The 24,888-nt window shown below is 72.3% G+C and carries 19 protein-coding genes and 1 tRNA gene; 8 read left to right on the forward strand and 12 right to left on the reverse strand.

Annotation, left to right across the window (positions count from 1 at the left end; translation table 11 throughout):
• Positions 1-96 precede the first annotated feature (96 nt).
• Positions 97-1,506: a magnesium chelatase ATPase subunit I gene (locus tag ABD340_RS18360; RefSeq protein ID WP_344590196.1), complete on the forward strand. Its 1,410-nt coding sequence runs from the start codon at positions 97-99 to the stop codon at positions 1,504-1,506.
• A gap of 12 nt (positions 1,507-1,518) precedes the next feature.
• A complete protein-coding gene (locus tag ABD340_RS18365) occupies positions 1,519-3,489 on the forward strand; it encodes a hypothetical protein (RefSeq protein ID WP_344590197.1) in 1,971 nt (656 codons plus the stop codon).
• Positions 3,490-3,794: 305 nt separating this feature from the next.
• Here ABD340_RS18365 and ABD340_RS18370 read toward each other — a convergent pair whose 3' ends face one another.
• Positions 3,795-4,901: an alpha/beta hydrolase gene (locus ABD340_RS18370; protein ID WP_344590198.1), complete on the reverse strand. Its 1,107-nt coding sequence runs from the start codon at positions 4,899-4,901 to the stop codon at positions 3,795-3,797.
• A 194-nt stretch (positions 4,902-5,095) separates the two neighbouring features.
• Positions 5,096-6,256 carry a cystathionine gamma-synthase gene (locus ABD340_RS18375; RefSeq protein WP_344590199.1) on the reverse strand — a complete coding sequence of 387 codons (1,161 nt, stop codon included), beginning with the start codon at positions 6,254-6,256 and terminating at the stop codon, positions 5,096-5,098.
• Positions 6,257-6,411: 155 nt separating this feature from the next.
• On the opposite strand from ABD340_RS18375, the gene ABD340_RS18380 reads away from it, so the two are divergent.
• Positions 6,412-8,565: an MMPL family transporter gene (locus ABD340_RS18380; protein WP_344590200.1), complete on the forward strand. Its 2,154-nt coding sequence runs from the start codon at positions 6,412-6,414 to the stop codon at positions 8,563-8,565.
• A 151-nt stretch (positions 8,566-8,716) separates the two neighbouring features.
• Here ABD340_RS18380 and ABD340_RS18385 read toward each other — a convergent pair whose 3' ends face one another.
• Positions 8,717-10,102: a cystathionine beta-synthase gene (locus ABD340_RS18385; protein WP_344590201.1), complete on the reverse strand. Its 1,386-nt coding sequence runs from the start codon at positions 10,100-10,102 to the stop codon at positions 8,717-8,719.
• Between the two features lie 199 nt (positions 10,103-10,301).
• Here ABD340_RS18385 and ABD340_RS18390 point away from each other — a divergent pair, with 199 nt between their 5' ends.
• The 4 genes from ABD340_RS18390 to ABD340_RS18405 all read left to right on the forward strand — a co-directional run bounded on the left by ABD340_RS18390 (position 10,302) and on the right by ABD340_RS18405 (position 14,793).
• On the forward strand, positions 10,302-11,336 hold the full coding sequence (locus ABD340_RS18390) for an SGNH/GDSL hydrolase family protein (protein WP_344590202.1): 1,035 nt from the start codon (positions 10,302-10,304) through the stop codon (positions 11,334-11,336).
• Positions 11,337-11,494: 158 nt separating this feature from the next.
• Complete coding sequence (locus ABD340_RS18395) at positions 11,495-12,814, forward strand: outer membrane protein assembly factor BamB family protein (protein ID WP_344590203.1); 1,320 nt, start codon at positions 11,495-11,497, stop codon at positions 12,812-12,814.
• 286 nt (positions 12,815-13,100) lie between these two features.
• A complete protein-coding gene (locus tag ABD340_RS18400; RefSeq protein WP_344590204.1) occupies positions 13,101-14,321 on the forward strand; it encodes an acetyl-CoA C-acetyltransferase in 1,221 nt (406 codons plus the stop codon).
• Between the two features lie 244 nt (positions 14,322-14,565).
• A complete protein-coding gene (locus tag ABD340_RS18405; RefSeq protein ID WP_285695609.1) occupies positions 14,566-14,793 on the forward strand; it encodes a DUF4287 domain-containing protein in 228 nt (75 codons plus the stop codon).
• A gap of 253 nt (positions 14,794-15,046) precedes the next feature.
• Here ABD340_RS18405 and ABD340_RS18410 read toward each other — a convergent pair whose 3' ends face one another.
• The 5 genes from ABD340_RS18410 to ABD340_RS18430 all read right to left on the reverse strand — a co-directional run bounded on the left by ABD340_RS18410 (position 15,047) and on the right by ABD340_RS18430 (position 20,326).
• Positions 15,047-15,829, reverse strand: coding sequence for a Bax inhibitor-1/YccA family protein (locus ABD340_RS18410; RefSeq protein WP_344590205.1), 783 nt, complete (start codon positions 15,827-15,829; stop codon positions 15,047-15,049).
• Between the two features lie 346 nt (positions 15,830-16,175).
• A tRNA-Leu gene (locus ABD340_RS18415) sits at positions 16,176-16,251 on the reverse strand.
• Positions 16,252-16,453: 202 nt separating this feature from the next.
• Positions 16,454-17,728, reverse strand: coding sequence for a class I SAM-dependent methyltransferase (locus ABD340_RS18420; protein WP_344590206.1), 1,275 nt, complete (start codon positions 17,726-17,728; stop codon positions 16,454-16,456).
• A gap of 45 nt (positions 17,729-17,773) precedes the next feature.
• Positions 17,774-19,195: an NAD(P)/FAD-dependent oxidoreductase gene (locus tag ABD340_RS18425; protein ID WP_344590207.1), complete on the reverse strand. Its 1,422-nt coding sequence runs from the start codon at positions 19,193-19,195 to the stop codon at positions 17,774-17,776.
• A gap of 276 nt (positions 19,196-19,471) precedes the next feature.
• Positions 19,472-20,326, reverse strand: a complete 855-nt coding sequence (locus ABD340_RS18430; protein ID WP_344590208.1) for a uracil-DNA glycosylase — start codon at positions 20,324-20,326, stop codon at positions 19,472-19,474.
• Positions 20,327-20,541: 215 nt separating this feature from the next.
• Here ABD340_RS18430 and ABD340_RS18435 point away from each other — a divergent pair, with 215 nt between their 5' ends.
• On the forward strand, positions 20,542-21,270 hold the full coding sequence (locus tag ABD340_RS18435; protein ID WP_344590209.1) for a DUF2510 domain-containing protein: 729 nt from the start codon (positions 20,542-20,544) through the stop codon (positions 21,268-21,270).
• Between the two features lie 32 nt (positions 21,271-21,302).
• On the opposite strand, the gene ABD340_RS18440 is transcribed toward ABD340_RS18435, so the two are convergent.
• The 4 genes from ABD340_RS18440 to eno are packed head-to-tail and all read right to left on the reverse strand — an operon-like array spanning position 21,303 to position 24,566.
• Entirely contained in the window at positions 21,303-22,235 is a 933-nt protein-coding gene (locus ABD340_RS18440) for a Ppx/GppA phosphatase family protein (RefSeq protein ID WP_344590210.1), read from the reverse strand.
• Positions 22,232-22,798 (reverse strand): DUF501 domain-containing protein, encoded by a 567-nt coding sequence (locus ABD340_RS18445; protein ID WP_344590211.1) that lies wholly within the window; start codon positions 22,796-22,798, stop codon positions 22,232-22,234. The genes ABD340_RS18440 and ABD340_RS18445 overlap by 4 nt, the downstream gene beginning before the upstream one ends.
• A gap of 28 nt (positions 22,799-22,826) precedes the next feature.
• Positions 22,827-23,276 carry a septum formation initiator family protein gene (locus ABD340_RS18450; protein WP_344590212.1) on the reverse strand — a complete coding sequence of 150 codons (450 nt, stop codon included), beginning with the start codon at positions 23,274-23,276 and terminating at the stop codon, positions 22,827-22,829.
• Between the two features lie 6 nt (positions 23,277-23,282).
• Positions 23,283-24,566 (reverse strand): phosphopyruvate hydratase, encoded by a 1,284-nt coding sequence (gene eno, locus ABD340_RS18455; protein ID WP_344590213.1) that lies wholly within the window; start codon positions 24,564-24,566, stop codon positions 23,283-23,285.
• Positions 24,567-24,888 lie beyond the last annotated feature (322 nt).

Below are 24,888 nucleotides of genomic sequence, written 5' to 3' on the forward strand. Positions count from 1 at the left end.
GTCTCCGGGACCCAAACGAATCCCGGGCCCCGTCCCCGGACGGGAATCGCCGGGCGAGGGTGCGATTCGACGATCCGGCGACGTAATGTCGATCGCGTGCGTCCAACCGAACCTCGTGAGAGCACACTGGGCGGCCTGCGTACCAGCGGCCACGTCCAGCGCTCGGTGAAGGCCGAGATCCGTCACAACCTCCTCACCCGGCTCAGATCCGGCGAGCCCCGTTTCCCCGGCATCGTCGGGTTCGACGAGACGGTGCTGCCCCATCTGGAGCGGGCCCTGCTGGCCGGGCACGATCTGGTGCTGCTCGGCGAGCGCGGCCAGGGCAAGACGCGGCTGATCCGCACCCTGGGCGGGCTGCTGGACGAGTGGACCCCGGTGGTGGCGGGCTGCGAGATCAACGACCACCCCTACGAGCCGGTGTGCGTGCGCTGCCGACGGCTGGCCGCCGAGGCCGGCGACGACCTGCCGGTGGCGTGGCTGCACCGCGACGACCGCTACGGCGAGAAGCTGGCCACGCCCGACACCAGCGTCGGCGACCTGATCGGCGACGTCGACCCGATCAAGGTGGCGGAGGGCCGCACGCTGGGCGACCCCGAGACCGTCCACTTCGGGCTGGTGCCGCGCACCAACCGCGGGATCTTCTCCATCAACGAGCTGCCCGACCTGGCCGAGCGGATCCAGGTGGCGCTGCTGAACGTGCTGGAGGAGCGCGACGTCCAGGTCCGCGGGTACGCGCTGCGGCTGCCGCTGGACCTGCTGCTGGTGGCCAGCGCCAACCCGGAGGACTACACCAACCGGGGCCGGATCATCACCCCGCTGAAGGACCGCTTCGGCGCCGAGATCCGCACCCACTACCCGCTGGAGCTGGACACCGAGCTGGAGCTGATCCGCCAGGAGGCCGAGTTCGCCGACGGGGCGGAGGTGCCCGGCCACCTGGTCGAGGTGATCGCCCGGTTCACCCGGCTGGTCCGCGAGTCGACGGCGGTGGACGGCCGGTCCGGCGTGTCGGCGCGGTTCGCCCTGGCGGGCGCCGAGACGGTCGCGGCCGGTGCGGCGCGCCGGGCCGCGCTGACCGGTGAGGAGCGGGCCGTGGCCCGGGTGTGCGACCTGCCGTCCGTGGTTCCGTCGCTGATGGGCAAGGTGGAGTTCGAGGTCAGCGAGGAGGGCCGCGAGCAGGAGGTGCTGGAGCATCTGCTGCGCCGCGCGATCGCCGAGACCTACCGGCGCACGCTGGGCCCGGCCGACCTGACCGGGCTGCTCGACAAGTTCGACTCCGGCGAGCTGGTCGAGTCGGGCGAGCTGGTTCCGGCGGCGGAGCTGCTGCGCCGGATCGGCCAGGTCCCCGGGCTGGCGAAGATCATGGAGCGGCTGGACATGAGCGGGGAGTCTCCCGAGCAGGCCGCGGCCGCGCTCGAGTTCGCCCTGGAAGGCCTTTACCTCACCCGCCGGCTGTCCAAGGACGTCGGGGCGGGCGGAGGCGACGGCACGGCCACGTACCACACGTGAGTTGGGAGTGCGATGAGCCGATACCGCTACGGAGCGTACGAGGACGGCCCTGACCCGCTCGCCCCGCCCTACGACGTACGCGACGCCCTGGACGCGATGGGCGACTCGGTGCTGGAGGGCACCCGCCCAGAAGAGGCACTGCGCGACCTGCTGCGCCGCGGGCTGCCCGGCGCCGAGGGACGGCGCAGCCTGGACGACCTGCTCCGCCAGGTGCGGGAGCGGCGGCAGGCACTGCGCGACCAGGGCCGGCTCGACGGCACCCTGGAGCAGGCCCGGGCACTGCTGGACACCGCGATCGGGCAGGAGCGGGCGGAGCTGTTCCCCGACCCGAGCGACGACGCCCGGCTGCGCGAGGCCGAGCTGGACACGCTGCCGCAGGACACCTCGCAGGCGATCCGCCGGCTGTCGGACTACGACTGGAAGTCCGACGCGGCCCGTGCCACGTTCGAGCAGCTGAAGGACCTGCTGCGGAAGGACATCCTGGACTCCCAGTTCCAGGGCATCAAGCAGGCCCTGGAAAGCCAGGACCCGCGCGCCATGGAGCGGGTCAAGGACATGATGGCCGCGCTCAACCAGATGCTGGAGAAGGACGCCCGCGGCGAGCACACGCAGGAGGACTTCGACCGGTTCATGGGGGAGTACGGGGACATGTTCCCCGATCAGCCCCGCAACCTGGAGGAGCTGGTCGACTCCCTGGCCCGCCGCGCCGCCGCGATGGACCAGTTGCTGGCCTCGCTCAGCCCCGAGCAGCGCGCCGAGCTGGCCGGGCTGATGGACCAGGTCATGCAGGACGCCGGGCTGGCGATGGAGATGGCCCGGCTGAACGACGCGCTCCGCGCCCGCCGTCCCGACCTGGGCTGGGGCACCCCCGAGCGGATGTCGGGCGAGCAGCCGCTCGGCATGGCCGACGCCACCACGGCCCTGGCCGAACTGGCCGACCTGGCCGAACTGGAGGCCGCCCTCGCCCAGGACTACCCCGGCGCCCGGCTCGACGACATCGACGAGGAGGCCGTCCGCCGCGCCTTGGGCCGCCGCGCGGTCGACGACCTGGACGCGCTCCGCCGGATCGAGGCCGAACTCGAACGGCAGGGCTACCTGCAGCGCAAGCGCGGCAAGCTCGAACTGACCCCCAAGGCCGTGCGCCGTCTCGGCGACACCGCGCTCCGCCGGGTGTTCTCCCAGCTCACCGCGGGCCGGCAGGGCGACCATGACCAGCGCGACGCGGGCCAGGCGGGCGAGCTGACCGGGTCCAGCCGCGAATGGCGGTTCGGCGACGAGCAGCCGCTGGACGTCGTCCGCACGGTGGGCAACGCGATCCGCCGCAACGCCATGGAGGCGCCGGGTTCCGGCGGCGGAGGCGTCCGGCTGAGCGTGGACGACTTCGAGGTCCAGGAGACCGAGCGGCGCAGCGCCGCCGCGGTGTGCCTGCTGGTGGACCTGTCGTACTCGATGGTGCTGCGCGGCACATGGGCGGCGGCCAAGCAGACCACCCTCGCCCTGCACGCGCTGGTGACGAGCAAGTTCCCGCAGGACGCCATCCAGATCATCGGGTTCTCCAACTACGCCAGGACGCTCCACCCCACCGAGATGGCCGGGCTCGACTGGGACATGGTGCAGGGCACCAACCTGCACCACGCGCTGATGATCGCCGGCCGCCATCTGGACCGGCACCCCGACTTCGACCCGATCGTCCTGGTGGTCACCGACGGCGAGCCGACCGCCCACCTGCGTCCGGACGGCCGGTCGCTGTTCGACTACCCGCCCTCTCCGGACACGCTGGTGCTGACGCTCGCCGAGGTCGACAAGATGACCCGGCGCGGGGCGTGCATGAACTTCTTCATGCTGGCCGACGACAGGCGGCTGGTGTCGTTCGTGGAGGAGGTGGCACGCCGCAACGGCGGCCGCGTCTTCGCGCCCGACGCCGAACGGCTGGGCCAGTACGTGGTCAGCGACTACCTGAGGGTCCGGCGCGGCCGCCGCTGATCGCTGTGTTTATTGCAATCACGGCCCAGGGATACTCGCCTGGCGGCTCGCATCCCTGACCGTGCTTGGGGCGAGCGCGGCATCGCTTCGCGATCTGGCCGGTGAGGCTCGCCTTCGGCGTCGCCTCCCCGGCCAGGTAGCGCGCTCGCGCGCTACCTGATGCCACTTCGACCCGGATGCCGGACAATCCCCAACCCGCGCTCGCCCTCGCTGGGGCAAGGGGCGAAGCCCCAACGGGGGTGTGGGGGCGGAGCCCCTGCCGGGGGTTGCAGGGGGCTGGGGGGTGGCCCCCCAGGTAAACACAGCTACCTGGTTCTGGCCTTCAGCCAGTTCAGGATCGCGGGGTAGACGGTGGGGTCGTTCAGGAGTTCGGAGGCGTGGCCGGTTCCTGGGACGATCTTGACGCTGGCCGGGACGCCGGCGCCGCGGAGCGAGGCGGCCAGGCCTGTGCTGTGCGTGGCCGGGACGAGTTCGGAGGCGGCGTGCATGGCGAGCATGGGGGCGTCGCCGCCGGTGACGTGGCTGGCGGCGTCGGCGTCTTCGACGCGCTGCCAGCAGGTGGGGTCGGCTTCGGTGGGGGTGCAGCCCACGAGCTGGGTCACGGCGCGCCGCAGGCCGCGCTGGCTGGGGGTCGCGGTGACCTTGAGGCCGTCGGTGTAGGCCAGGTACGGGGTGTTGACCGGTGAGAGGGTCAGGACGCCGCGGACCCGCTGGGCGCCTTCGCCGAAGGTGCCGAGCTGGCTGGCCAGGAGGCCGCCGGCGGAGGAGCCGATGGCCACGACGCGGTTGGGGTCGATGTTCCAGCGGGCGGCGTTCTTCTTGACGAAGTCGAGGGCGGCCGCGGCGTCGTCGCGCTGGGCGGGCCAGGCGGCCTGGGTGGCCAGCCGGTAGTTGGCGGAGAAGACGGTGTAGCCCTGGGCGGTGAGGCGGCGGGCGAAGTACTTCCAGGACGACTTGTCGCCGGAGATCCAGGAGCCGCCGTGGAAGACCAGGATGGCCGGGCCCGGCGGCCGGGCCTGGGCTTGCTGCCCCTGGGCCGGCTGGGCGGCGTCGGGACGCCAGTACGCGTCGAGGCGCTGGCGCGGGTGGGTGCCGTAGGCGTAGGTGCCGGCCTTGGGCAGCTTCGGCGTGACCATGACGGCGCGGGCGGACACGACGGTGTCGGCCGTGCCGGTGGACGCCGGCGGCTGCTGTCCCGTGGAGGGCCGCGAAGTGGACGGGCTGGACGAGTCCGGCGCGGCCGGGGCCTGCGATCCGGGTGCCGGGGTCGAGCCTGGCAGGCCGGGCAGCGTGGACGCCGATGGGACGGGCGTCGGCGTGGGCCCAGGCGTCGCCTGGGCGACGCCGGAAACGGCGACGGCCGAGATACACGTCGCGGCGAACGCCGCACCGCACACCAGTACTTTGCGCACTCCGGGCCCTTTCTTGGCGGAACCTGGCGCGCACATCATAGAGCCTTGATCACCACCGGGGCCGCAACGCCGAGGAAATCCCCCATCGGGGCGGATTCACGGAATGCCGCGCAGGGGCCTCAGGCGTTCCGCGCGGCCCCGTGCCACCTCGGGGAACGCCGCGCGGTCACGCCATGGTCACGCCACGGGGTGCTTCAGAGCGTGGCGGCGGCCAGCGCCCGTTCCAGGTCGCGGAGCAGGTCGTCGATGTCCTCGATGCCGACCGACAGCCGTACCAGGTCGCCGGGGACCTCCAGCGGGGATCCGGCGGCCGAGGCGTGCGTCATCCGGCCCGGGTGCTCGATCAGCGACTCGATGCCGCCGAGGGACTCGCCGAGGGTGAACAGCTTGGTGGCTTCGCAGACCCGTACCGCGGCCTCCTCCGAGTGCGTCCGGAACGAGACCATGCCGCCGAAGGCCCGCATCTGCTTGGCCGCGACCCCGTGCCCGGGGTGCTCGGACAGCCCCGGGTAGAGCACCTGGCGGACGGCCTGGTGCCGGGTGAGCATGTCGACGACGGCGGTGGCGTTGGAGCAGTGCCGGTCCATCCGCACGCCGAGGGTCTTGAGGCCGCGCAGGGTCAGCCAGGCGTCGAAGGGCCCGGCGACGGCGCCCATGGCGTTCTGGTGGAACGCCAGCCGCTCCCCCAGCTCCGCGGACGCGGTGACCAGCGCGCCGCCCACGACGTCGGAGTGGCCGCCGATGTACTTGGTGGTGGAGTGCACGACCACGTCGGCGCCGAGCGCGAGCGGGCGCTGCAGGTAAGGGGAGGCGAAGGTGTTGTCGACCACCAGCAGCGCTCCCGCTTCGTGCGCGACGGTGGCCAGGGTGGCGATGTCGGCGATGCCCAGCAGCGGGTTGGTCGGCGTCTCCACCCAGATGATCCTGGTGTCGGGCCGGACCGCCGCGCGGACCGCGTCGACGTCGCCGAGCGGCACCGGATCGTAGGCCAGCCCCCACGGCTCGGCCACCTTCGCGAACAGCCGGTAGGTCCCGCCGTACGCGTCCCCCGGGATGATCACATGGTCGCCGGGCCGGCAGAGGGCGCGCAGCAGAGCGTCCTCGGCGGCGAGCCCGGAGGCGAACGCCAGCCCGCGTGTGCCGGCCTCGACTTCGGCGAGGCATACCTCGAGCGCGGTACGCGTCGGATTGGCCGAACGGGAGTACTCGTAGCCCCCGCGCAGGCCCCCGATGCCGTCCTGCTTGTACGTGGAGACCTGGTAAATCGGGGTCACGACCGCACCCGTCGAGGGGTCGGCCTCCTGCCCCGCGTGTATCGCCAGGGTCTCGAACCCCTGGTGAACGTCCTTATCCATACGCATGAGGCTATCCACCGGCCCGCCCTCCTGGAGGAGGAGGCGATCCCCCGCAGGTATCAGCCCTTAATTCGGCTCACCGGCTGACTACTTCCGGCGAATCGATCCCTAAATTTGGAGCGTAACCCCCCAGAACCCAAATCTAAGGAAGACGCATGTTCGCACGGCTTGCGCGATTCGTCGTGAGACACCCGTGGTGGACGCTCGTGACGTGGGTGGTGGCCGCAGTCGTCATCGTCGCCTTCTCCCCCAAGCTCGAGACAGAGTCCGACCAGGGCGAGTTCCTGCCGTCCAGTTACGAGGCGGTGCAGGCCGGCGAGGTGGCCGCGAAGGCCTTCCCCCAACAGGCCGACACGACCGCTCTGGTCGTGGTCAAACGGGCCGACGGGGGCAAGCTCACCCCTGCCGACACCGCCAAGGTGACCCAGGCCGCCAAGGACCTCACGGCCAAGAAGTACCCGACCGTCCAGGGCTTCATGACCAGCCCGCAGGCGGTGGCGCCCAACGGCACGGTGCAGATCGTCAACGTGCCGATGAAGGGTCTGACCCCGGCCGACCAGACCAAGCAGGGCGACGCGATCAAGCAGTTGCGCAAGGACCTGCCGAGCACGCTGGGCGGCGATCTGGACGCCAAGGTGGGCGGTGAGATCGCCGCGTTCACCGACAACGAGGACTCCTTCACCACGTCCATGGCGATCGTGTCCATCGCCACGTTCGTCCTGATCATCGGGCTGATCCTGGTGATCTTCCGGGCGCCGATCGCCGCGGTCCTGCCGATCCTGGTCATCGTCGTGACCGAGATGATCTCGATGGGCCTGATCGGCGTGGCGTCCAAGGTGCTGGACTTCTCCGCCGACGACAGCCTGCAGATCATCATGACGATCGTGCTGTTCGGCGTCGGCGCCGACTACTACCTGTTCATCCTGTTCCGCTACCGGGAACGGCTGCGCGCCGGCGAGGACAAGAAGACCGCGATGATCAGCGCGATGGAGCGGGTCGGCGAGGTCATCACCTCCGCCGCGGCCGCGATCGCGGTGACGTTCCTGGTGCTGATGCTCGCCTCGTTCGGGATCTTCGCGGCCTGGGGCCCGTCGCTGGCCATCGGCGTGCTGGTGATGGGCATCACCTCGCTGACGGTGTTCCCCGCACTGATCTCGCTGCTGGGCACGGCCGTGTTCTGGCCGTCCAAGTCCTGGAAGAAGCAGCCCAAGGAGCGGATCTCCTCCGGTATGGGCCGGATGGTCGGGCGGCGCCCGGCCCTGGTCGCCCTCGGCTCCGGCGCGCTGATGGTGGCCCTGGCCGCCGGCGCGTTCGGGTTCAAGGCCGACTACGACTTCCAGTCCAGCTTCCCGCAGGACACCGAGTCCGCGCAGGCCATGAAGGAGATGGAGGGCGGCTTCCCGCCCGGCCTGACCAAGCCGGTCCAGGTCTACCTGCAGTCCACCGACGGCCAGCCGATCCCCAAGGCGACGCTCGACTCCTTCGCGCAGCAGGCCAAGGGGCTGGAGGGCGTCGGCAACGTCCAGCCCGCCCAGCCCGCTCCCGGCGGCAAGGTCGTCCAGGTCGACCTCCTGCTGAAGAAGAACCCGGTCAGCAACGAGTCGATCAGCTTCGTCAAGGACGATCTGCGTCCCGCGGTGCACAAGCTCACCCCGCCGGGCACCAAGATGCTGGTGGGCGGCGAGACCGCGATCTACGGCGACATCAACAAGGTGGTCAACCGGGACCTGTCGGTCATCCTGCCGGTGGCCGGGGTGCTGATCGCGCTGATCCTGCTGCTCCTGCTGCGCTCGGTGGTGGCGCCGCTCTACCTGGTCCCGGCGGTGCTGCTCGGCTTCGCCGCGACCATGGGCGCCGCGGTGTACGTCTTCCAGGGCCTGATGGGCCAGCCCGGGGAGATCTTCCACCTGCCGATCATGCTGTACCTGTTCGTGCTGGCCATCGGGACGGACTACAACATCCTGATGACCGCCCGGCTGCGCGAGGAGGCCAAGGAGGGCCACGAGCCGCGCCGCGCCGCCGCCCTGGCGGTCCAGCACGGCGGTCCCACGGTCGCCGCGGCGGGGCTGATCCTGGCCGGCACCTTCTCGGTGATGCTGCTGGCCCAGGTCTCGATGCTGCAGCAGATGGGCTTCTCGATCGCGATGGGCATCGCGCTGGCCGCCTTCGTGATGTCGATCTTCCTGGTCCCCGCCGTCACCGCCCTCCTTGGCAACAAGGCCTGGTGGCCGGCACGCGTCGGCAAGCCCAAGCAGCCCGCCGCCGACCCGGTCGAGGACATCAAGCAGCCCTCGGGGATCGGCCACTGACCGCTCCCGCCCGGGAGCGGCCCAAGACGTCGGGTTGCGGGGCCACGGTTAGAAAAGCCGCCCACACGACCGGGAACCGCAACCCGACTCCCTGTGAATGAAGCGCCGGAGGCCGACGCCTCCGGCGCTTCGCACTTCCCGGACGGGCGATTCAGCGCGCGTTCGCCAGGAAGGCGATGAGGTCTTGACGGGTTATCAGGCCCTCGGGTTTGCCGTCCACCAGGACCACCGCGGCGCCGGAGCGCTCGAGCAGGGCCACGGCCTTGCTCACCGGCTCACCCGAGCCGATCATCGGGAGCGGGGCGGACATGTGGGCCTCGATCGGCTCGCCGAGCCGGCCGCGGTCCTTGATCAGCAGGTCCAGCAGGTCGCTCTCGACGATCGAGCCGACCACCTCGGCCGCCATGACCGGGGGTTCGGCCTTCATGACCGGCAGCTGCGAGACCTCGTACTCGCGCATGATCGAGATCGCCGTCTCGACGCTCTCGTTCGGGTGGACGTGGACGAACTCCGGCAGGGCGCCGTCCTTGCGGGTGAGCACCTCGCCGACCCGGGCCTCCTCGGTGGACGGGGTGAGGAAGCCGTAGTCGGCCATCCAGTCGTCATTGAAGATCTTGGAGAGGTAGCCGCGGCCGCCGTCCGGCAGCAGCACCACGATCACCGCGTCCGGGCCGACCCGGGCGGCCAGCCGCAGCGCCGCCACCACCGCCATCCCGCAGGATCCGCCGACCAGCAGGGCCTCCTCGCGGGCGAGCCGGCGGGTCATGAGGAAGGAGTCCTTGTCGGAGACCGCGATCACCTCGTCGCAGATCGTCCGGTCGTAGGTCTCGGGCCAGATGTCCTCGCCGACTCCCTCGGTGAGGTAGGGGCGGCCGCTGCCGCCGGAGTAGACCGAGCCCTCCGGGTCCGCGCCGACCACCTGGACGCGGCCGCCGGAGACCTCCTTGAGGTAGCGGCCGGCGCCGCTGATGGTGCCGCCGGTGCCGATGCCCGCCACGAAGTGGGTGACCTCGCCCCCGGTCTGCTCCCAGATCTCCGGGCCGGTCGTCTCGTAGTGCGAGCGGGGGTTGTTCTCGTTGCGGTACTGGTCGGGCTTCCAGGCGCCCGGGATCTCGGCGGCGAGCCGGTCGGAGACCGAGTAGTAGGAGTCGGGGTGGTCGGGCGAGACGGCGGTCGGGCAGACCACGACCTCGGCACCGTAGGCCCGGAGCACGTCGATCTTGTCCTTGGCGACCTTGTCGGGGCAGATGAACACGCACCTGTAGCCGCGCTCCTGCGCGACGATGGCCAGGCCGACACCGGTGTTCCCCGAGGTAGGCTCGACGATGGTGCCGCCCGGGCGCAGTTCGCCGGAGGCCTCGGCGGCGTCGATCATCCGGACCGCGATGCGGTCCTTCACCGACCCCCCGGGATTGAGGTACTCCACCTTGGCCAGCACCTGCGGGGCGCCCCTCGCGGGCAGCCCGGCGGTCACCTTGCGCAGTCGAACGAGCGGAGTGTCACCCATCAGCTCGACGAGCGAATCGTGTACGCGCACGCAACGTCCTTGTCGGTTCAGTGTGTCGGTTCCACTATGTTGCGTCCCCGTTCAACCCCTGTGGCAGGCGTGTGTCCTGCGAGGACGGAGGATGTGGATTCGGATAGATTCCAGTTCTCGACGGTAGCCCAGATCGGCGGTCAAGGGCATCGAACCCGCGGGGGGACGGGCCCGCGGCAGTGACGGAGGGTCAGCGCGGATGCTGAGAGCGTTGAAGGCGCGGCGGATCGCGACGGCCGCGGCGTACGGGGGCGGCGGGCTCACCGCGGTGGGCGGGCTCACGTACGGGTTGATCAGGCTGGAGGCCTTCCTGGCCCGCAAGATGATCCTGGCCACGCCCAACGGCGAGCCGCCGGTCGCGGACGGCGCGTACGGCGCCGCGCTGACCGGGGAGCCGCTGTCGTTCGTCATGCTGGGCGAGTCCACCGCCGCGGGGCTGGGCGTGCACACCCCCGGGGAGACGCCGGGGGCGCTGCTGGCGGCGGGGCTGTCGTCGATCGCGGGACGGCCGGTGCGGCTGACCAACGTGGCCCGTTCGGGTGCCCAGTCCTCGATGCTGGAGGGGCAGGTCGGGCGGGCGCTGGAGGTGCGTCCGGACGTCGCCGTCATCATGATCGGCGCCAATGACGTGACCAACCGGGTGCCGGCGCCCGAGTCGGTCCGGCATCTGTCGGAGGCCGTGGAGCGGCTGCGCGAGGCCGGGTGCGAGGTGGTGGTCGGCACCTGCCCTGATCTGGGGTCGGTGAAGCCGCTGATGCAGCCGCTGCGGTGGTTCGCGCGGCGGGCCAGCCGGCAGCTCGCGGCCGCGCAGACGATCGCGGCGGTGGAGCGGGGCGCCCGTTCGGTGTCCCTGGGGGACCTGCTGGGGCGGGAGTTCGCCGCCGATCCGCGGGAGATGTTCAGCGCGGATCGTTACCATCCGTCCGCGCGAGGTTACGCCGCGGCGGCCGCGGCGGTGCTACCGTCGATGGCGGCCGCCCTGGGGCTGGAGCCGGAGATCGAGGCGCTCCCCGAGCGGGGGCTCGGCATCCTCCCCGTCTACCTCGCGGCCGCCGAGGCCGCGGAGGAGCCCGGTACGGAGGTCGCCGGGGCTCGGGTGGCGGGGCGCGAGCGCGGTCCCCGGGGCCGCTGGGCCATGCTGTTGCGGCGCCGCAGGGTCGAGGGCGCCACGGGCACAGGCGATTCCGGCGAGCCCGGCGGCGGCCCCACGGCGTTGGCGCCGGGAACCGCCTGACGGCGGTCCCGCCCGTCCAGGGTCGCGGCCACGCACGTCCATCACGGATCACGGCGTCCTTCACGGCGCGCCTCCCAGGGGGAAAACCAATGGCTCTGCCTGCCCACCGACCGCTACCCTCCGCAGCCATTCCGGTACATATCGCAACACTGGGGGCATTGCTCCTGGCGGCGGGCTGCTCCGGCGACCCCGACCGCGGGGCCCTCGCCGCGCAGGGATGGACCGGCACCGGCGTCAACTCCGTGAGCCGCCCGATGGCGGGCGCGGGCGTGACCGCGGTGACCGGGCTGCGCACCGACGGCTCGCTGGAGACCAGCGTGTTCGACCTGGCCGGCGGCCGGCGGCTGTGGTCGCGCCCGGCGACCATGGTCGGGCGGCTGTCCGGCATGGGCGTCCAGCCGCCCGCGGTGACCGGCACCCCCGGCAAGGGCCTGGTCACCGCCGTGGAACCGCGCAAGACGGGCAAGTGGAACGCGACGCTGGTGGCGCGGGACGCCCGCACCGGCACGGAGCGGTGGGCGCGGCCGGTCGACTCGACGTTCGGCCCGGTGCGCTGCGGCCCGAACGTGTGCCTGTCGGAGTTCACCGCGCGCAAGAACGCGCAGTTCGTGGCGCTCGACCCGGCCACCGGACGGCCGCTGTGGCGCACTCCGGGCATCGCCGAGGTAGAACACCAGGACGCGTCCAGGGCGGTGCTGTTCCGGATGGCCAAGAAGCCGACACTGGAGGCGCGCGACCTGCGGACCGGGCGGACGCTGTGGACGTTCCCGGTCGACCGGGCCGTCGGCTCCGGCGTCAACCTGTCGGGCGGCTGGGCGTTCGGCACGGCGAAGGCGCCGGGCGGCGCGGGCGAGGTGCTCGTCGGCTACATGGCGCCCTACCAGGCGCGCAAGGGCGGGACACTGTCGCCGTACGGGTTCTTCGGGCTGCGGCTGGCCGACGGCAAGCAGGTGTGGACGCGCAAGCGGCTGCTGCGGATCTACCCCAGCCCGAACCCGGCCACGGGACTCTTCGCCCGGCAGATCACGCCGCGCGGCGGGTTCGGCGCGTTCGAGCGGATCGATCCGGGCTCCGGCCGGACGACCGCGACGCTGGGCGCGGACAAGGCCCCCCGGTCACTGTGGTGGCTGTCGCTTCCGGCCGACATGAGCAAGCTCGGGTTCGTCGTCCAGGGCAAGCCGGGCTCCGCCTACGAGCTGAGCAACGGCGCCCGGGTCACCGACCCGGCGCTGCGCGCCTGGTCGTTCTGCTCGATGAACCCGCCGGAGCTGAGGATCACCGGGCTGCGCGGCTTCTACCCGATCGCGGCACTGTGCGCCTACGACGTCGCCACGGGGAAGAAGGCCGCCGCGCCGGGGGCGCCGCCCCTCTGGTACACCGGGTCGTCCGACGGCTGGCGGGTGTGGCGGGACGAGCGCGGCGCGGTGCACGGCGTCCGCGACGGATCCGGCAGCGCGCCGGGCATGTACGGGGCCTGACCGCTGTGTTTATTTCAATCCCGGCCCAGGGCACTCGCCTGGCGGCTCGCACCCTGACCGTGCTTGGGCGAGCGCGACATCGCTTCGCGATCTGCCCGGTGAGGCTCGCCTCCGGCATCGCCCCACCGGCCAGGTAGCACGCTCGCGCGGTGGCCTAGGACCCCCGTGATGTACGGGGGATCGGGCAGCGGCTAGATTGCGATGATGACCGGTGAGTAACCCGGAGGCCGGGGGTCGCCGAGCCAGGCCGCCCGGGACCCAGGCCGCTCAGACAGGGAGACCGCACATGCCCGAGGCAGTCATCGTCGCCACCGCGCGCTCGCCGATCGGCCGCGCCTTCAAGGGATCGCTCAAGGACATCCGTCCCGACGACCTCACCACCCAGATGATCGAGGCCGCGATGGCCAAGGTCCCGCAGCTGGACCCGGCCCAGATCGACGACCTGCTGCTGGGCTGCGGCCTGCCCGGCGGCGAGCAGGGCTACAACATGGCCCGGGTGGTGGCGGTGCTGCTCGGCTGGGACGGCGTGCCCGGCGCGACCGTCACCCGCTACTGCTCGTCCTCGCTGCAGACCACCCGGATGGCGCTGCACGCGATCAAGGCGGGCGAGGCCGACGTGATCGTCTCGGCCGGGGTGGAGACCGTCAGCCGGTTCAGCAAGGGCAGCAGCGACGGGCTGCCCGACACCAAGAACCCGCTGTTCGACGACGCCGAGTCGCGTACCGCCGGGCGGGCCGACGACGGCGCCGAAACCTGGCACGACCCGCGCGAGGACGGCGCGCTGCCCGACATCTACATCGCGATGGGGCAGACCGCCGAGAACGTCGCGCAGCTGCGCGGCGTCTCCCGGCAGGCGCAGGACGAGTTCGGCGTGCGCTCGCAGAACCTGGCCGAGAAGGCGCTGGCCAACGGGTTCTGGGAGCAGGACATCACCCCGGTCACGCTGCCCGACGGCACCGTCGTCAGCAAGGACGACGGTCCGCGGCCCGGCACCAGCTACGAGAAGGTGTCCGGCCTGAAGCCGGTGTTCCGGCCCGGCGGCACGGTCACCGCGGGCAACTGCTGCCCGCTCAACGACGGCGCCGCCGCGGTCGTCATCATGAGCGACACCAAGGCCGCCGAGCTGGGCATCACGCCGCTGGCCCGGATCGTGTCCACCGGGGTCACCGGGCTGTCCCCGGAGATCATGGGGCTGGGCCCGGTGGAGGCGTCCCGCAAGGCGCTGGCCAAGGCGGGGATGACGATCGACGACATCGACCTGGTCGAGATCAACGAGGCGTTCGCCGCGCAGGTGCTGCCCTCGGCCGAGGAGCTGGGCATCGACCTCGACAAGCTCAACGTCAACGGCGGCGCCATCGCGGTCGGCCACCCGTTCGGGATGACCGGCGCGCGCATCACCTCCACGCTGCTCAACGGCCTGCGTTTCCACGACAAGCAGTTCGGGCTGGAGACCATGTGCGTGGGCGGCGGCCAGGGCATGGCGATGGTGGTCGAGCGGCTCGGCTGAGCACCGGCCGGCGGTGGCCCGAACCCCTTGGCGGGACGGGTGTTCAGCGGGCGTACACCAACCGGCGGTAAACGTCTGACGGGTGGCCCGGGCGCACACGCCCGGGCCACCTGCGCGTTCACAGGCGATCGTCACGTTACGAATGATCTACGTAACGTCATGGATAGGTCCCCGTTAGGGGGTTGTCACATCGGAGGAGGTGTTGCAGAGTGCCAGGAAGAGCCCCGCGACCTGGAGGTGCCAATTGTCACTGAACCACTCGCCGGAGACGCACAGCAAGCTGATAGCCCGTATTCCGCAAGTCACAGGACGTGACATCCCCGAGTGGTTCACCACCATCGAGAACGGTCCGAGCTTCGTCCGATGCGATGAGCGCAGCAACTGGCTGGCGGACGAGCACGGCCTCTCGCACGGCTACGCGGCGGCCCTGGTGCGCGAGCACGAGCGCACCCGTCGCGCACGCCACTACTGAAAGGCTGCACAACTCCACAAACCCTCTGCGCAGTCCGCACGCGCGTCCCCCGCGCGTCTCTGCGTGTTGCGGTCCGGCCCGCCAAGGGGATGATCCCCGCCACCGTAGCCGCGATGCGGTACGGCCCTGGCGCCGAGCCGGTCCGCAACAGATCAGCCCCCTGCCGCTCGTACCGGCAGGGGGCTGATCGCTGTGTCCGCGGGCGCTTTCTCGCGGGGCGCGGGCGCTCGGGAGGGACCGGCTGCGCCAGGCGTCAGTCGCGGCCGGTGAAGTAGGACATGAAGCGCAGGATCTCCAGGTAGATCCAGACGAGGCTGAGCACCAGGCCGAACGCGCAGTACCACGCGAACTTCTCCGGCGCGCCCTGCTGGACGCCCTTCTCGATCGAGTCGAAGTCGAGCAGCAGGAAGAAGCAGCCGACCAGGATCGCCGCGACGCTGAACACGTAGGCCATCGGGTTGCCCGGGTCGCGGATGCCGATCCCGCTGTCGGGGCCGAAGACCTGCACGAGCAGGTTGACCAGCATCAGGCCGACCATCGCCAGCCCGGCGGCGATCACGAACTTGGTGAACTTCGGGGTGACCCTGATGATCCGCAGCGAGTAGACGGCGAGCATGGCGCCGAACGCCAGCGCGGTGCCGATCACCGCCTGGAACACCACGCCGTTGTAGACGTCGTTGTAGGCGTGGCTGATGATGCCGACCGCCACGCCGTACACGGCGGCGAACGCCAGCACCAGCGGGGCGTTGGCCTTGCGGCCGAAGGTGATGAACGCCCAGATGCCCAGCTCGGCGACCAGCGTGACCACCAGCACCGGCATGGCCAGCTCGGTCGGGACCAGCACCCAGGCCAGCGCGGCGGTGACCACCAGCGTCGCCAGCGTGAGGAAGCCGCGGACCACGACGTCGTCGATGGTCATCGGCCGGACGGCCGGCGGCGCGTCGTACATGTTCTGCAACTGGTGGGCGGACGGGGCGCCGTTCCCGCCCTGCTGCCCGAAGGCGTTACCCCGGAAGGCGGGGTTTCTGCTCTCCATCTGGAGCCTCCACTGTGGGGCGACCTTTCCGATCAGTCTAGACGGATGAGCAGGTGTGAAGGTTCCTGGCGGGTGACGGGTCGGTATCAAGCCGGACGCGATCACGGGCGCCCCCTTGCGCGCACGCCGTACCGGTGTGTCTCGAAGTGGCCCCAACTACCACGCGAGCGCGCTACCTGGCCGGTGAGGCGAGCCGGAGGCGAGCATCACCGGCCAGATCGCGAAGCGATGTCGCGCTCGCACCAAGCACGGTCAGGGATACGAGCCGCCAGGCGAGTATCCCTGGGCCGGGATTGAATGAACACAGGCCGGCCGGCGCCTCGGTGTGGAGGCGCCGGCCGGGTGATGGTGCCCCCGGTCGGATTCGAACCGACACAAAAGCTCTTTTAGGGAGCCTGCCTCTGCCATTGGGCTACAGGGGCGGCGTAATCATACCGGGTTACATTGATTCAGATTGAAGTCCCAGAGAAGCAATATTTACCCGGCACCGCTTTTCTCCGGATTCTAACCGTGTGTCCGATGCTCGCGAGTCTGGCGTGGCCGGTCGGCGGTCTACGCGATATTTTCCCGGTCCCACGCCGGCCTACCGTAAAGGAAACGGCGGCCCGAGGCAGGGACGGCACGTCACGGCGCCGCGAAGCCCGGTACGGCCCGGCCCTCGACCAGGGTGGTGCCGGCGCGGCCGTCCCGGTCGCGGCGGATCGCGCGGATCTCGTGCACCCCGACCCGGCCGCTCTCGCAGGCCAGCGCCGAGGCGGCGAGGTACAGCAGCCAGACCCGGGCGCGGCCGTCGCCGGCCAGCCCGGCGCATTCGGCCCAGTGCCGCTCCAGGTTGGCGGCCCACGCGCGGAGGGTGCGGGCGTGGTGCTCGCGCAGCGCGCCGACGCCGCGGACCTCCAGCCCGGTGTCCTCCACCGCGCCGACCAACTCGCCGAGCGGGACCAGCTCGCCGCCCTCGGGGAACATGTAGCTGGTGGTGAACGTGCGCCGGACCCGGTGCGGGCCGGGGCGCCGCACCGGCTGCTGGAGCACCAGCCGCCCGCCCGGCGCGAGCAGCTCGTACACGCGGGGGACGGCGTGGTCCAGCGGCTCGGCGGCGGACAGCCCGACGACGGCGTCGAAGGGGCCGCCGCCCGCGGCGTCCAGGTCCCAGCCGTGCACGGTCACCCGCCCGTCCAGCCCGGCCGCGGCGGCGCGCTCCTCCAGATGGGCGGCCTGCTCGGCGTTGCGGGTCAGGGCGACGACACGGGCGCCGTGGTACTCGGCGAGGTGGCAGGCGAGCGCACCCCATCCGGCGTTGAGGTCGAGGACCCGCGCGCCCTGGAACAGGCCGAGCCGTCGGGTGACCGACTCCAGCGCGGTCCGCTGGGCGTCGTCGAGGTCGACGGCCTCGTCCCACAGCCCGCCGGCGTGCGCCATCCCGGGGCCGAGCATCCGGGCGAAGAAGCCCGCCGATTCCTGGAGCGGCCCGGAGCCGCGCTCGCCGCGGCGGCCGGGCGGGAACTCCTCGGGCGGCGGCTTGGGCTCGGGCCCCACGGCGCCGAGCATCACCGCGGTGCGGACGATCTCGCGCTTGTCGTCGCTGCTCAGCCGGATCGGCTCGTCGCCGCTGCGCATCACCCGCTGGACGGCGCCGAGCGCGGCGAACACATCGCCCTCGATGTCCAGCTCGCCGGCCACGTACGCGCGGACCAGCCCCATCTCGCCGGGCTTCCACAGCAGCCGGCGCAGCGCCCGGCGGTGCCGGATCACGAACGCGGGCGCCCCGGCGGGGCCCACCACGCTGCCGTCCCAGGCCTGGACCCGGATGGGCAGCTCGCCGGCGGCGGCGTCCCGCTCGTCACCCAGCATGATCTTGGTGAGCAGCGGGGCCAGCCGGGAGGCGACACCGTCCTGCATCGGCGGCCGTACCTCCTTCCCGACCGGGTGACGGGTGTCACCGGGTCACGCGTCGCTCCGCCGCCCGGCCGCGAGTTCGAACTCGTGGCGGGGCCGTTCCAGCTCGCCCAGCGAGACGATCTCGCGGCGGAAGAACAGCGCCAGCGTCCAGTCGGCGGTGATCCGCATCTTACGGTTGGTCGTCGGCATCCGGGACAGATGGTAGGTCCGATGCATCAACCAGGCGGGCAGCCCGCGCACCTTGAGCCCGTAGACGTTGGCCACCCCCTTGTGCAGGCCGAGCCCGGCCACGGAGCCGACGTAGGCGTGCTTGTAGGGCTTGCGGCGCTTGCCGCGCAGGTCGGCCACGATGTTGTCGCCGAGGCGCTTGGACTGGCGGACGGCGTGCTGGGCGTTGGGGGCGCAGTATTCGCCCTCGTGGGTGAGGTCGGGCACGCGTGCGTTGTCGCCCGCCGCGTACACCCCGTCCAGGCCTTCGACGGTCAGCTCGGCGGTGGCCTTGATCCGGCCCTTGTCGTCGATCGGCAGGTCGCCCTCGCCGACCACCGGGTGGGGCTTGACCCCGGCCGTCCACACCAGCGTGCCGGCGTCGAACTCCTCGCCGTCGCTGAGCACGACGTGCCGGTCCTCGGCTGACTTCAGCAGGGTGTCGAGCCGGACCTCGATGCCGCGGCGCCGCAGCGCCTCGGCCGTCCAGCGGCCCATCTCGGGGCCGACCTCGGGCAGGATGCGGTCGGTGGCCTCGACCATCATCCAGCGCATGTCGTCGGCGTCCAGGTTCGGATACCACTTGCAGGCGTCCCGGGCCATGTCCTCCAGCTCGGCGAGGGCCTCCACGCCGGCGAATCCGGCGCCCACGAACACGAAGGTGAGGGCCCTGCGGCGGGCCCTCTCGATGCTCTCGGCGGTCTCGGTGGCGGACGCTGTGGCGGACCCGCCGGCGGGCGAATCCGCCGAGCCGGCGGTGAGGGACGCGGCCACGTCGAGCTGCCGGATCACGTGGTTGCGCAGGTAGATGGCCTCCTCGAGGGTCTTGAAGCCGATGCCGCACTCGGCCAGCCCGGGGATGGGCAGGGTGCGGGAGACCGATCCGGCCGCGACCACCAGGTGGTCGTAGGCCATCTCGTGGACGACGCCGGCCGCCTCCGCGCCCGCGGGCACGAACCCGATCCGGCGGCGGGCGGTCTCGATCCGGGTCACGTGCCCGTTGACGATCCGGCAGCGGCGCAGGACGCGGCGCAGCGGGGCCACCACGTGCCGGGGCTCCAGGTTGCCCGCCGCCGCCTCGGGGAGGAAGGGCTGGTAGGTCATGTAGGACTGGGGCTCGATGACGGTGATGACGACCTCGCCCCGGCGCAGCTCGCCGCGCAGCCTCTTCTGCAGGCGGAGCGCGGTGTACATGCCGACGTAACCGCCGCCGACGATCACGACGTGCTTGGCGGAGTCCGTTCGTCGTTCAGCAGCCATGACCGTCCGGTACCCGCTCCGGGACGGGGGTCACGCCACCCCGACCACAGAAGGACAAGATCCACGAAATCCCCGCGTTTCCGGCGAACATCTTGGGCCCCGGCGGCATCTCACTGGATGTATCGAGGGAACGGCGGCGGGACAGGGCCCGACGGGGGCGCCAAGCGGCCGGAACGCATGATCGCTCGCGGGGGGCGAGATCGCGTTCCGTCCGCTTGGCCACGGCCCTGCCCCGCCGTTCGCGCAGCCGGCGTGACCAAGCTCACGTGGCGGCTCTCACCGGCCCTGGGGCGCGGGCGGCAGGCCCGCCAGCTCGCGGGCGCGGGTGAAGACCTCGTCCAGCATCGCCTCGGTGACCCGGCCCGTGAAGGTGTTCTGCTGGCTGGGGTGGTAGCACCCCAGCATCGCCACGGCCGCCCCCTCGGGAGAGGTGATCTCGATCTGCACGCCGTGCCCGAACGCGGGCCGCGGCCGCGGCAGCCCGTACCCCGCCTGCTTCAGCGCGGGCCAGGCGCCCTGCCAGGCGTAACCGCCGAGCGCGACCACGCACCGGACCGACGGCGCCACCTCCGCCACCTCCCGGGCCAGCCAGGGCAGGCAGGCGGCGCGTTCGGCCGGGGTCGGCTTGTTGCCGGGCGGCGCGCAGCGGACGGTGGCCGCCACCCGCGCCCCCAGCAGCCGCTGCCCGTCCCCGGCCCGGACGCTGGCCGGCAGCGCGGCCAGCCCGACCCGGTGCAGGGACGCGAACAGCCAGTCGCCCGAACGGTCCCCGGTGAAGATCCGCCCGGTGCGGTTGCCGCCGTGCGCGGCGGGGGCCAGCCCGACGATCAGGATCCGGGGCTCGTCCGCGCCCCAGCCGGGCACCGGACGCCCCCAGTACTCCTCGGTCTCGAACGCGCGGCGCCGCTCGACGGCGACCCGCTCCCGCCACTCCACCAGCCGGTCGCAGGCCCGGCACACCGACTGGCGGGCGCACAGCCCGGCCAGCCCCGGCGCGGCCGCGGCCAGTTCCGCCACCTCCGCCGGGCCGTGCGCGACGGGGGTGTCCGGGGCGGCGGGATCCTCGGGCCAGCCCGACCCCGGCGGCACGAACGGCCTCCTCCCGGACGGACCCGGCTGCGTGCTGGTCATGGTCCCCGATCCTCGCACGTCCGGGCACCCGCCGATCACCGTCCGGAGCGGGCGGTGCGGGGAGGGCCGCGGGGGCCGGTTCCGGACGCCGCAGGTCCCGGCACGGCGCGGAACGTCCGCGGAAGGTCTCGGTACGATGCGGATCGCCGGTCGGGGGGTGGCTGATTCCGGCGTGCCGTGCGAGATCCGGCGCGCCGTGCGAGCGGAGGCGAGCGTTGTCCCAACCGGGCTGGTATCCCGACCCTCAGGGAAGCGGCAGCCTGCGCTGGTGGAACGGTGACCACTGGACCGAGCACCTCAACCCCGAGCCGCCCGCGTCCCGGCGGCCGGACCCGCCCGCGGCGCCCGCGTGGCAGCCGGTCTCCTCCTACCAGCGGCCGGTCGACGCCATCGTCCGCGGGGCGCTGCTGCGCGCCGACGAGCACGCGGTGACCTACGCCGGCGTGTCCATGCCCTGGGCGCACGTGGAATGGGTCGCCTACTGGGCCGCGACCGCCCCCGGCGGGCACGAGCGGGCGCCCGCCGTCCAGTGGATCTTCCAGGTGGGGCGCCACCCCTTCCACGGCGGCCCGCGCGTCGAGGTCGTGTTCGAGGACGTGGCGGTGCACGTCCCCGGCCGGGCGGACGCCACGGCGGAGGCCGTCTGGCGTGATCTGGTCGAGCTGTGCCGGATGTGCGCCGAGCAGCGCCTCGTGGACGAGCTCGCCCGCCGCGTGCGGGACGGCGACGCGGTCGACGTGGCGCACGGCCTGAGCGTGCACCCCGGCGGCGTCCGCGGCGGGCGGGTGTCGCTGAGCTGGTCGGCGATCGCCGGTGCGGTGCTGGAGGACGGCCGGGTCTGGATCCGGCAGTCCGCCGGGACGGCACCGGTCCTGTACGTGCCGCAGCAGAACCCGAACGCGGTGCTCATCCCCGCGCTGCTCGCCGTCCTGCGCGGCTCCTGACCCGCGCTGAGCGGGCCCGGGCGGGCCGGGGGTCAGGCCAGGGACCAGGCGATGCCGTCCAGGATGTCGCGCTCGCTGACCACGACCGCGCCGAAGCCGTACTCGCGCATGACGCGGTCCAGGATGAGGGCGCCGGTGCCGATCACGTCGACCCGGCCCGGGTGCATGACGCCGATCGCGGCCCGCTCGGCCCGGGTGGCGTGCAGCAGGTCGCGGGTCACCTCGTGCACCTGCGCGGCGGTGATCCGGGACAGGTGGATCCGCTCGGAGTCGTACTCCGGCAGGTCCAGCGCGATCCCGGCGACGGTGGTGACCGACCCGGCCAGGCCCACCAGCGTGCGGGCCTCGTCCACCGGGACGGTCTCGCGGACCAGGGCCAGCGCGCTCTCGATGTCGGCCACCGCGGAGGTGATCTGCTCCGGCGAGGGCGGGTCCCCGTCGCGCAGGTGCCGCTCGGTCAGCCGCACGCAGCCGATGTCCACCGACCGGGCGGCCTGGACCGACGAGCTGCCCAGCACGAACTCGGTGGAGCCGCCGCCGATGTCGACCACCAGGTAGGGGCGGGCGGGGCGCAGCGCGGCCAGTTCCCGGGTGGCGCCGGTGAACGACAGCGCGGCCTCCTCGTCACCGGTGATCACCTCGGGCACCACGCCGAAGATCTCCACCACGCCGGTCACGAAGTCGGCCCGGTTCGCCGCGTCCCGGGTCGCGCTGGTCGCCACCACCCGGGTCTTCTCGGCGCCGTGCCGGTCGATCAGCTCGGCGTACCCGCGCATCGCGGTGAACGTGCGGTCCAGCGCCTCCGGCGCCAGCCGCCCGGTCTCGTCGACGCCCTGGCCCAGCCGGACGATCTCCATCCGGCGTTCCACGTCGGTGAGCGTCCCGCCGTCGTCGCCGGTGACGACGTCGGCGATCAGCAGGCGGACGGAGTTGGTCCCGCAGTCGACGGCGGCGACGCGAGTCATCGGGCCTCCTGGGTGTCGGACTCGGTGTCCGAGCCGAGGTGGTCGGGGGCGGCGCACGGGCCGGAGCACTGGCCGGAGCACGGGCCGGAGCGCCACCATTCGGGCAGCGCGTCCAGGGCCTCGCGGCCGAACGGGTTGGCGCCCGGCACCGCGAGCTCGTGCGCGACCAGGGCGTGCAGGCACTTGACGCGCTCGGGCATGCCGCCCGCGCTCTGCGTGCCGGGCGGCAGCGGCTCGACGCCCTCGTCGCGGGCGGCCTCGTCGCGGCGGCGCAGGTAGTCCTCGTGCGCGGCGGTGTAGGCGGCGCGCAGTTCCGGGTCGGCGGCCAGCCGCTCCTGCATCTCCCGCATCGCGCCCGAACCCTCCAGCGTGCCGATGGCCGAGGCGGCCTTGGGGCAGGTGAGGTAGAAGAGGGTGGGGAACGGGGTGCCGCCGGGCAGCCGCGGCGCCGTCTCGATCACCGCCGGAGCACCGCAGGGGCAGCGGTGCGCCACCCGCCGCACTCCGCGCGGCGGACGGCCCAGCTGCGCCGCGATCGCGGCCTCGTCACTTTCGTCGATCATCCGAACCCGTTCGTCCCCCGGGGCCTGGTCAGCGCGGCCGGTCGGCGGCCTGCACCGACCGCCAGAGCGTCTCGTACCAGGGCGGTTTCGCCGGCGTCCCGGCGCGCTGCGGCCGCTGCCCGGCACCCCCGCCGCCGTCGAGCACGATGTAGCACTTCACGCCCGGCTCGCAGTAATGGAACCTTCGTTTAGCCTCGCGCTTAATGTACGACTCCTCCCCCAGCCGCTGCTTGTGCCGGGTGAGATCCTCCACCTGCTTCTGCGCCACGCGCTCCTTGTGCTTCAGCTCGGCGATCTGCCGGCGCTGCGCCACGTACTCGCGCACCGGGTAGGCCAGGCTCAGCGCGATCGCGCAGACCACCACCGCAAGGATCGCGGCACGGCTGGTCAGGGCCGGGTTGCCGCCGCGGCGCACGCCGCCCGGGGACTCCTCGCGGGGTCCCCAGGCGGCGGTACGGTCCTCGCCGTCCCGCGCCAAGGCCGATCAGCCCTGCCGGTCGAAGCGCGGGAACGCGGCGGCGCCGGCGTAGCGGGCGGCGTCGCCGAGCAGCTCCTCGATGCGCAGCAGCTGGTTGTACTTGGCCACCCGGTCGCTGCGGGCGGGGGCGCCGGTCTTGATCTGGCCGCAGTTGGTGGCGACGGCCAGGTCGGCGATGGTGGTGTCCTCGGTCTCGCCGGACCGGTGGCTCATCATGCAGCGGTAGCCGCTGGTCTGCGCCAGCGTGACCGCGTCCAGGGTCTCGGTCAGCGTGCCGATCTGGTTGACCTTGACCAGCAGCGCGTTCGCGGCGCCGGAGCCGATGCCGCGGGCCAGCCGCTCGGGGTTGGTGACGAACAGGTCGTCGCCGACCAGCTGGACGCGGGAGCCGACGGCGTCGGTCAGCGCCTTCCAGCCGTCCCAGTCCTCCTCGTCGAGCGGGTCCTCGATGGACACCAGCGGGTAGGCGTCCACCAGCTCGGCGTAGTAGGAGGCCATCTCCTCCGAGGAGCGCTTGGCGCCCTCGAACCCGTAGGAGCCGCCGGAGTGGAACTCGGTGGCGGCCACGTCGAGGGCCAGCACGATGTCGCGGCCCGGGGTGAACCCGGCCTTGCGGACGGCCTCCAGGATGAGGTCGAGCGCCTCGCGGTTGCTGGGCAGGTCGGGGGCGAAGCCGCCCTCGTCGCCGAGGCCGGTGCTCAGGCCCTTGCCCTTGAGAACGGACTTGAGCGCGTGGTAGGTCTCGGCGCCCCAGCGGACCGCCTCGGAGAACGTCGGCGCCCCGATCGGCGCGATCATGAACTCCTGGATGTCGACGTTGCTGTCGGCGTGCGCGCCGCCGTTGAGGATGTTCATCATCGGGACCGGCAGCAGGTGCGCGTTCGGCCCGCCGACGTACCGGAACAGCGGCAGCCCGGCCGACTCGGCGGCGGCCTTGGCCACCGCCAGGCTGACGCCGAGGATGGCGTTGGCGCCCAGCTCGGACTTGCCGGGGGTGCCGTCGAGGTCGAGCAGGAGCTGGTCGATCAGGCGCTGCTCGTCGGCGGGATAGCCGACCAGGCGCTCGTCGATGGTGTCGTTGACGGCCTTGACCGCCTTGCGCACGCCCTTGCCGCCGTAGCGCTCGTCGCCGTCGCGCAGCTCGACGGCCTCGAACTGGCCGGTGGAGGCGCCGCTGGGGACGGCGGCGTGCGCCTCGGTCCCGTCGGCGAGCAGCACCTCGACCTCGACGGTCGGGTTGCCGCGAGAGTCCAGGATCTCCCGGGCGAGGACGGCCTCGATCGACGACACGGGCATCTCCCTGTGGGTGCGTTCTGCTGGTGCGTTATGTCGGTGCGTTCGCCGGCACGTGGTCGCGGAGACCGCGGGCGTACGGCACCCGAGCCTATCCGCGCGGCCCGCGCCCCGCCCAACTGGCACGCCTGTTCCCCCGGAACCGCCCATATCGGCGCCCTGCCGCGGCCGATCCGGCGGCCGATGCCGGACGGAGGCCCACTTGACGTGACAATCCGTGGAATGTCTACTATGAAAACCAACAGAACTAGAATAGTAGGAAATAGATCAAGCCAAGGCGTTCCCTGACGCCCGCCAGCCCCCTCCTCCTCTCCACACA

It is taken from the genome of Actinomadura vinacea, from assembly GCF_039532545.1.
GTDB lineage: Bacteria > Actinomycetota > Actinomycetes > Streptosporangiales > Streptosporangiaceae > Spirillospora > Spirillospora vinacea.

Bases quoted from the DNA above. Each gene is read 5' to 3' on its own strand.
- ABD340_RS18390 (WP_344590202.1), top strand. From the start codon at position 10,302: ATGCTGAGAGCGTTGAAGGCGCGGCGGATCGCGACGGCCGCGGCGTAC.
- ABD340_RS18420 (WP_344590206.1), bottom strand. From the start codon at position 17,728: ATGCAGGACGGTGTCGCCTCCCGGCTGGCCCCGCTGCTCACCAAGATC.
- ABD340_RS18365 (WP_344590197.1), top strand. From the start codon at position 1,519: ATGAGCCGATACCGCTACGGAGCGTACGAGGACGGCCCTGACCCGCTC.
- ABD340_RS18400 (WP_344590204.1), top strand. From the start codon at position 13,101: ATGCCCGAGGCAGTCATCGTCGCCACCGCGCGCTCGCCGATCGGCCGC.
- ABD340_RS18440 (WP_344590210.1), bottom strand. From the start codon at position 22,235: ATGACTCGCGTCGCCGCCGTCGACTGCGGGACCAACTCCGTCCGCCTG.
- ABD340_RS18430 (WP_344590208.1), bottom strand. From the start codon at position 20,326: ATGACCAGCACGCAGCCGGGTCCGTCCGGGAGGAGGCCGTTCGTGCCG.
- ABD340_RS18425 (WP_344590207.1), bottom strand. From the start codon at position 19,195: ATGGCTGCTGAACGACGAACGGACTCCGCCAAGCACGTCGTGATCGTC.
- ABD340_RS18380 (WP_344590200.1), top strand. From the start codon at position 6,412: ATGTTCGCACGGCTTGCGCGATTCGTCGTGAGACACCCGTGGTGGACG.
- ABD340_RS18410 (WP_344590205.1), bottom strand. From the start codon at position 15,829: ATGGAGAGCAGAAACCCCGCCTTCCGGGGTAACGCCTTCGGGCAGCAG.
- ABD340_RS18445 (WP_344590211.1), bottom strand. From the start codon at position 22,798: ATGATCGACGAAAGTGACGAGGCCGCGATCGCGGCGCAGCTGGGCCGT.
- ABD340_RS18375 (WP_344590199.1), bottom strand. From the start codon at position 6,256: ATGGATAAGGACGTTCACCAGGGGTTCGAGACCCTGGCGATACACGCG.